Annotated in this window: 2 protein-coding genes; both read left to right on the plus strand. The window is 72.4% G+C overall.

Going from position 1 to position 8,878, the window contains the following annotated elements:
- The coding region (locus ACTWQR_RS54705) for a type I polyketide synthase (RefSeq protein WP_443234836.1) at positions 1–5,403 on the plus strand (5,403 nt) is incomplete at its 5' end.
- A gap of 91 nt (positions 5,404–5,494) precedes the next feature.
- Positions 5,495–8,878 (plus strand): type I polyketide synthase (locus tag ACTWQR_RS54710; protein WP_443234837.1); only part of this gene is annotated, 3,384 nt, incomplete at its 3' end.

Raw genomic sequence — 8,878 nt, forward strand, 5'->3', positions numbered from 1 at the left:
GAGCCGATCGCGATTGTGGGGATGGCGTGCCGTTATCCGGGTGGGGTGGCGTCGCCCGATGATCTGTGGCGGTTGGTCGCGGACGGTGTGGACGCGGTGAGTGAGTTTCCGTCGAACCGGGGTTGGGATCTGGAGGGGCTCTACGACCCGGATCCGGAGAACACGGGTACCAGTTACACCCGTCACGGCGGGTTCCTGCACGACGCCGACCTCTTCGACCCGGAGTTCTTCGGGATGTCGCCGCGCGAGGCACTGGCATCGGATCCGCAGCAGCGCCTCCTCCTGGAGACCGCCTGGGAGTCCGTCGAGAACGCCGGCATCGTCCCGGCCGACCTCCACGGCACGCGGACCGGTGTGTTCACCGGTGTCATGTACAGCGACTACAGCACCCGTACACAGCAGGTGCCCGATGGGCTCGAGGGGTATCTGGCCAGCGGCAGCGCGGGCAGTGTCGCTTCGGGACGGGTCGCCTACACGCTCGGTCTGGAGGGTCCGGCGGTGACGGTCGACACGGCGTGTTCGTCGTCGTTGGTCGCCCTGCACCTCGCGGCCAATGCGTTGCGGACCGGTGAGTGCGACCTGGCGTTGGCGGGTGGTGTGACGGTGATGTCGCAGCCGACGACGTTCGTGGAGTTCTCGCGGCAGCGCGGCCTGGCCGCCGACGGCCGATGCAAGCCGTTCGCGGACGCCGCCGACGGTACCGGCTGGTCCGAGGGCGTCGGCCTGCTCCTGGTGGAACGGCTCTCCGACGCGCGCCGCAACGGGCACAACATCCTCGCGGTGGTGCGCGGCACGGCCATTAATCAGGACGGTGCGAGCAATGGCCTCACCGCGCCGAACGGTCCTTCGCAGGAGCGGGTGATCCGGCAGGCTCTTGCCAACGCCCGGCTGAGCGCGGCGGATGTGGACGCGGTGGAGGCGCACGGCACCGGCACCACGCTGGGCGATCCGATCGAGGCGCAGGCGCTGCTGAACACGTACGGACAGGAGCGGTCCGAGAACCGTCCGCTGTGGCTGGGTTCGCTGAAGTCGAACATCGGGCACACCCAGGCGGCAGCCGGCGTCGGCGGCATCATCAAGATGATCCGCGCCATGGACCACGGCATCCTGCCGCAGTCCCTCAACATCGATGAGCCTTCGGGGCACGTCGACTGGGGCTCGGGTGCGATCTCCCTGCTGACCGAGGCTCAGGAGTGGCCGGCCACGGACCGCCCCCGCCGCGCGGGTGTCTCCTCGTTCGGGATCAGCGGCACCAACGCCCACGTCATCATCGAACAGCCGCCCCGGCAGGAGGAGTCCCGTCCCGCCGAGCCGGAGACATCGCCGCCGGCCGTGCCGTGGGTGCTCTCCGGCAAGACTCCGGAAGCGCTGCGGGACCAGGCAGCTCGACTGCTCTCGTACGTCGAGCAGGACGACCGGCCGACGGCGAACGACATCGGGGCCTCCCTCACCACGAGCCGCACGGCCTTCGACCACCGTGCCACCGTCGTGGGGGCCGACCGGGAGACCCTGCTGGGCGGGTTGCGGGCGCTGGCTTCGGGTGGTTCGTCGGCGCAGGTGGTTCGGGGTGTGCGTACGGGTGGCAGGACCGCGTTCCTGTTCACCGGTCAGGGTGCTCAACGTGTGGGTATGGGGCGGGAGTTGTATGAGTCGTTCCCGGTGTACGCGGCGGCGTTCGACGAGGTGGCCGCGGTGCTGGACCCGCGTCTGGGCCGTCCGGTGGGCGAGACCATCCGTACCGGAGAAGGCTTGGACGAGACGGCCAACACCCAGGCGGCACTCTTCGCCGTGGAGGTCGCGCTGTACCGCTGGTTCGAGCATCACGGTCTGACGCCCGACTATCTTCTCGGCCATTCCATCGGCGAGGTGACCGCCGCGCATGTGGCCGGGGTCCTGGACCTCGCGGACGCGTGCGTGCTGGTGGCCGAGCGGGGCCGGCTGATGCAGGCGGCGCCCGAGGGCGGCGCGATGGCCGCCATCGAGGCGAGCGAGGAAGAAGTACGGGAGGTTCTCGACGCCCTTGATCCGGGGCGGGGTGCGGTCGCCGTCGCCGGGGTCAACGGGCCCCGGGCCGTGGTGATCTCCGGGGACGCCTCCCTCGTCGAGGAGCTCGCCGGAGAATGGCGGGAGAAGGGGGTGCGGACCAAGCTCCTCACGGTCAGCCACGCCTTCCACTCCCCGCACATGGACGGCGTACTCGACGAATTCCGTGCCGTCGCCGCGAAGTTGACGTTCCACGCTCCCCGTATCCCGGTCGTCTCGAACGTCACCGGCACCCTGGCCACCGCCGAGGAGCTGGCGTCCCCCGACTACTGGGCCCGTCACATCCGCCAGGCCGTCCGCTTCCACGACGGAATCCGCTACCTCGAAGCCCACGGCGTCACCACCCTGCTCGAAGCCGGACCCGACGGTGTGCTGACCGCCCTCGCTCAGGAGTCCTTCGAGAACGCCGAAGCGATCGAGGCTGTCCCCGCACTGCGACGGGACCGCCCCGAGGCCGACAGCCTGGTCAAGGCGCTCGGCCGACTCCACAACCGCGGCGTCGGCGGCGTCGGCGGTGTTGACTGGGAGGCGTTCTTCACGGGCACCGGCGCCCGGCGCGTCGCCCTGCCGACCTACGCCTTCCAGCACGACCGGTACTGGCTCCAGCCCACGCCGGCGACGGGCACCGATGACGGTCCGGACGCCACGGGCCACCCGCTCCTCGGCAAGTCCATGACGGTCGCGGGCACCGGCCAGGTCCTGTTCACCGGCCGCCTCTCACCCCGTACGCACGGCTGGCTCGCCGACCACACGGTGCTCGACACCCTCGTGGTGCCCGCATCCGCGCTGGTGGAGTCGGCCATCAGGGCCGCGGACGAACTCGGCGCCGGAGTACTGGAGAGCCTCACCGTGCGCACCCCGCCGGTGTTGCCGGAGAGCGGTGCGGCGCTGCTCCAGACCGCGGTCGCCGCCCCCGACGGGACCGGGCGCCGGGCCTTCACGGTCCATGTCCGCCCCGACGACGACGAGTCGGACTGGACGGTGCACGCGGAGGGCGTGCTCGCCACCGGCGACGAAGTCCATGCGCTCCACACGTTCCATACGGAGGTACCGGCCCGGAGCGAGACCGCCGAGGGCGGCGAAGTCCGGTTGCCCGAGGGGATGTCGGCGGACGCCGCCCGGTACGGCCTGCACCCCGCGCTCCTGGAGGAAGCCGTCCGGGGCATCGCGGGCGACGCCCCGGCGGGCAGCGTCAGGGTCCCGGCCGAGTGGCAGGGCGTCACACTGCACGCCACCGGTGCCACGGTGGTCCGGGTCCGGGTCGCCGACACGGACGGTGACGCGGTCTCCGTACAGCTCACGGACCCGGCGGGACAACCGGTCCTCACCGTCGACCGGCTGGTCTTCCGGGACGTGCCCGACACGGAGTTCACCCCCGTGGACGGCCCTCACCTGCCGCTGTACGAGCTGGACTGGAGCCCGTTCGCGTCGGCCGGGCCCGCCACGCCGGTGCGCTGGGGCGTCCTGGGCACCGCGGACCTCGACGCGCCGAGGTTCGAGACCGTGACCGGGATCGGCGACGCGGTCGAGGCCGGGGCGCCGGTGGACGCCGTACTCGCCGAGGTGGGTGCCACGCGCACCCGGGACGTCCTCGGCTCGGCCCGCCGTACGGCCCTGGAGGCCCTGGACCTCGTACAGCGGTGGCTCGCCGACGACCGGTTGACCGGCACCCGCCTGGTGGTCCTCACCCGGGGCGCCGTGGCCACCGGCCTGAAGGAACCGGTCGACCCCGGAGCCGCCGCGGTCTGGGGACTGCTGCGCTCCGCCCAGGCGGAGGCACCCGAGCGGTTCGTCCTGATCGACCTGCCCGTCCTGTCCGACCTGCCTGACCTGGCCGACTTGGCCGGTTCGGCCGGACCGTCGGTCTCGGCCGATCCGTCCGGTACCGAGGACGGCTTCCCGTCCGAGGTGCTCCTGTCGACCGTGCTGGCCTCGGGCGAGCCGCAGGCCGCCCTGCGCGGCGACACGGTCCGGGTGCCCCGGCTGCGTCGCGCCCGGACAGCGGAGGCGACAGCCGGCACGGCCGGGATCGCCGACGGCACCGTACTCGTCACCGGCGGGGGCGGCGCGCTCGCCGCGCACTTCGCCAGGCACCTGGTGACCGGGCACGGCGTGCGGCATCTGCTGCTGCTCGACCACCTGCCGGAAGGCACCTGGCCGACGCCCGAACTCCTGGCGGAGCTCCGGGAGTCGGGGGCAAGTGTCACCACCGCCCGGTGCGACGTGGCCGACCGCGAGGCCCTCGGGTCGGCGCTGGCCAGTATCCCCGCCGACCGGCCGCTGTCCGCGGTCGTCCACACGGCCGGCGTCCTCGACAACGCCGTGCTGCCCGACCTGACCCCGGAACGGCTGGAGACGGTACTGCGCTCCAAGGCCGACGCGGCCTGGCGGTTGCACGAGCTCACTCGCGACGCGGACCTCTCCGCGTTCGTGCTGTTCTCCTCCAGCACCGGCGTCGTGGGAGGCCCGGGCCAGGCCAACTACGCGGCGGCCAACGCCTTCCTCGACGGCCTCGCCCGGCACCGTGCGGTCCACGGCCTGGCGGCCACCTCCGTGGCCTGGGGCCTGTGGGACCTGGACGACGGCATCAACGCGGACCTGGACGACAGGGACCGCGCGCGGTTCACCCGCGAGGGATTCCGCCCGATCGCACCGGGGGAGGGGTTGAAACTCTTCGACGCCGCGCTCCTCGCCGGTACGGCGGCACTGGTGGCCCTTCCCGTGGAGCCCGCCGTGATGCGTGCGCACGGCAGGGTCCCGGCGGTGCTGCGTGCTCTGGTGAGGACCGCGAACCGGCGCGGCGCGGCCGCCGCCGGGGACGCGGGCGACTCGCTGGCCGCGCGCCTGGCCGGACTGTCGGCACAGGAGCGGTACAAGGTCGTCCTCGACCTGGTCCGCACCGAGGTGGCGGCCGTCCTCGGACACACGGACCCCGGCGCCATCGAGGCCGACCGCGCCTTCCAGGAGCTGGGCTTCGACTCGCTGACCGCCGTGGAACTGCGCAACCGCATAGGTGAGCAGACCGGCATCCGGCTCCCGGTCACGCTCGCCTTCGACCACCCGTCCTCGGAGGCACTGGCCGGCCATGTGCTGTCCCAGGTCGCTCCCGAGGACACGGCGGCCGCCCGGCCGCCGGCCCTGGCCGAACTGGAGAAGCTGGAAGCCGTACTCGCCGCGACGCGCGACGACGGCACGGACCGCGACGCGATCGTCGTACGGCTGCAGACCCTTGTGTCCCGGCTGACCGAGAGCGGCACCGCCCCCGCGGCCGAGGAGGACCTGGCCGGCCAGATCGAGTCGGCTTCCGCGGAAGAGATCTTCGCGCTGATCGACACCGAGTTCGACGGTTCCGCGAACTGAGCGCATCAGACACGCCTGCCGGACGTTCCCAGAAGACGAACCGAGGATCCCCATGTCCAACGAAGAGAAACTGCTCGCCTACCTCAAAAAGGTGACCACCGACCTCCAGAGCGCGCGGCGGCGTGTCACCGAGCTCGAGTCCGGCAAGGACGAGCCCGTCGCGATCGTCGGTATGGCCTGCCGGTACCCCGGCGTCTCGTCCCCGGACGAGCTGTGGCGGCTGGTCACGGACGAAGAGGACGCGATCTCGGACTTCCCCACCGACCGGGGCTGGGATCTCGACAACCTCTACGACCCCGATCCCACCGCACCGGGCAGGACCTATGTCCGGCAGGGGGGATTCGTGGGCGGCGCCACGGAGTTCGACGCCGCCTTCTTCGGGATCTCGCCGCGCGAGGCGCTGGCGATGGACCCGCAGCAGCGGATCCTGCTGGAGACCGCGTGGGAGGCGCTGGAGCACGCGGGGATCGACCCGGCCGCGCTCAAGGGCAGCAGGACCGGTGTGTTCACCGGGCTGGTGGAGCAGAGCTACCTCGGTCTCGAGACTCCCGGTGAGTTCGAGGGCTACCTGATGACCAGCAAGCTCAGCAGCATGGGATCGGGGCGCATCGCGTACACCTTCGGCTTCGAGGGCCCCGCCGTGTCGATCGACACCGCGTGCTCGTCCTCGCTGGTCGCCCTGCACCTCGCGGCCCAGTCACTGCGGTCGGGCGAGTCCACACTGGCGCTGGCCGGGGCCTCGTACGTGGCGGCGACACCCGGCGGTCACATCGACTTCTCCCAGCAGCGCGGTCTGGCGGCGGACGGCCGGTGCAAGCCGTTCGCCGCGTCGGCGGACGGCATCGGCTGGTCGGAGGGGGTGGGCCTGCTGGTGGTGGAGCGGTTGTCGGATGCCCGGCGCAACGGGCACAACATCCTCGCGGTGGTGCGCGGCACGGCTGTCAACCAGGATGGTGCGAGCAATGGTCTGACGGCGCCGAACGGTCCTTCGCAGGAGCGGGTGATCCGGCAGGCTCTTGCCAACGCGCGGCTGAGCGCGGCGGATGTGGACGCGGTGGAGGCGCACGGCACGGGTACCACGCTGGGCGATCCGATCGAGGCGCAGGCGCTGCTGAACACGTACGGCCAGGAGCGCACCGACGACCGTCCGCTGTGGCTCGGCTCGCTGAAGTCGAACATCGGGCACGCCCAGGCGGCAGCCGGTGTCGGCGGCATCATCAAGACGATCCAGGCGATACGCCACGGCATCCTGCCCAGGTCCCTCCACTCCGACGAGCCCACCCCGGTCGTCGACTGGACGGCCGGCGCCGTGGAACTGCTCACCGAGGCACGCCCCTGGCCGGAGACCGGCCGGCCGCGCCGCGCCGGCGTCTCCGCGTTCGGCGCGAGCGGCACCAACGCCCACGTCATCATCGAACAGGCGCCGGAACTGGAACCCGAGCCGGAGCCGGAGGCTGAAACCGGCCCCGCCGCGGCGGCTCCCGTGACCGCTCCCGGCGCGCTGCCGTGGGTGCTGTCGGCGAAGTCCCCCGAGGCGCTGCGGGACCAGGCGCGCAAACTCCTGACGTTCCTGGAGGAGAAGCGGAACACGCGGGGCGCGCAGGACCCGCGCCCCCAGGACGTGGCCCACTCCCTGGCCACCACCCGCTCGATGCTCGCCCATCGGGCCAGCGTGTCCGGCACGGAGCCCGACGCCATCCACGCCGGTCTGCGCGCCCTGAGCGAGGGCACCGCATCGGCGCACGTGGTGCAGGGACGCGCGATGAACGCGGGCAAGACGGTCTTCGTCTTCCCCGGTCAGGGCGGCCAGTGGCCGGGCATGGCCGTCGAACTGCTCGACTCGTCCGAGGTGTTCGCCGAGCGGATACGGGCCTGCGGCGAGGCACTGGCCCCCTACGTCGACTGGTCGCTGGAGGACGTGCTGCGCCGCGTCGAAGGGACACCGTCCCTCGACCGGGTCGACGTCATCCAGCCGGTGTCCTTCGCGGTGGCCGTGTCACTGGCCGCGCTGTGGCGTTCGTACGGGGTCGAGCCAGCGGCGGTCGTCGGCTCCTCGCAGGGCGAGGTCGCCGCGGCGTACGTCTCGGGAGGGCTGACCCTGGAGGACGCGGCGCGCGTCGCTGCCGTACGCAGCCAGGTGACGAGCGTGCTGGAGGGCCGCGGCGGCATCGCGTCGGTGGGTCTGTCCCGCGACGAGCTCGCCGCGCGTCTGGAGGGATGGGGCGACAGCCTCTCGATCGCCGTGGTGAACGGTCCCGGCTCGACCGTGGTGTCGGGGGACTACGAGGCCCTCGACAAGTTCGTCGCCCAGTGCAAGGAGGACGGGATCCGCACCAGGCGGTTCTCCGCGGACTACGCCTCGCACTCGGCCCAGGTGGAGGAGATCCGCGACCGGCTCCTGGCGGAGCTGGCTCCGATCCGCCCCCGGCAGGGCACGGTCCCGTTCTACTCGACGGTGACCGCCGGCCCGCTGGAGACCACCGGGCTGGGCGCCGAATACTGGTACCAGAACCTGCGTCGGCCGGTGGAGTTCGAGGCGACGACCCGGCTGCTGGCCGACCAGGGCCACCTCACCTTCGTCGAGGTCGGACCGCACCCCGTGCTCGTCCCGGTGCTGGAGGAGAGCTTCGAGCACGCCGTCGTGGTCGGCACGCTGCGCCGCGAAGAGGGCGGCCTCGACCGCTTCCTCTCCTCGCTGGGCAAGCTGCACACCCGCGGCGGAAGGGTGGACTGGCAGGCGGTGTACGCCGGTCGCGACGTACGGACCGTCGCACTGCCCACCTACGCCTTCCAGCGCGAGCGGTACTGGTACGCGGCAGCGGCCGACGGCGCCGACGTCACCCGGCTCGGCCTCGTCCCGGCCGAACACCCGCTGCTGGGCGCGGCCGTCACCGTGGCCGGCGCCGACCGGACGCTCTTCACCAGCCGCATCTCGGCGCACACCCACGGCTGGCTCGCCGACCACACCGTCCTGGGCGCCGCCGTCCTGCCGCCCTCGGCCCTGGCGGAGCTCGCCGTCCGGGCCGGGGACGAGTTCGGCCTGACCGCCGTGGACGAACTGACGCTCCACGAGCCCCTCGTCCTGCCCACCGGACAGGGCGTACAGATCCAGGTCGGTGTCGGTCCCGCCGACGACACGTCCGCGCGGCCGTTCACGGTGCACGCCCGCCCCGACCTCGGAGACGTCGTCTGGTCCCGCGTCGCCACCGGCCGTCTCAGCCTGCGCGGCCCCTCCGCGGGCCACGACCTCTCCCAGTGGCCGCCGGCCGGCGCCACCGCACTCGACCTCGACGGGGCGTACGAGCGGCTCGCCGACGACGGCATCTCCTACGGGCCCGCCTTCCGGGGCCTGACCGGAGTGTGGCTCAGCGGCGACGAGGTGTTCGCCGAAGTGCGGCTGCCCGAGGAACTCAAGGCCCAGGCAGCCGAGTTCGCCCTGCACCCGGCACTGCTGGAGGCCGTGGTCCAGCCGTGG

Source organism: Streptomyces sp. 2A115, from assembly GCF_052245575.1.
In the GTDB taxonomy this organism is placed as follows: domain Bacteria; phylum Actinomycetota; class Actinomycetes; order Streptomycetales; family Streptomycetaceae; genus Streptomyces.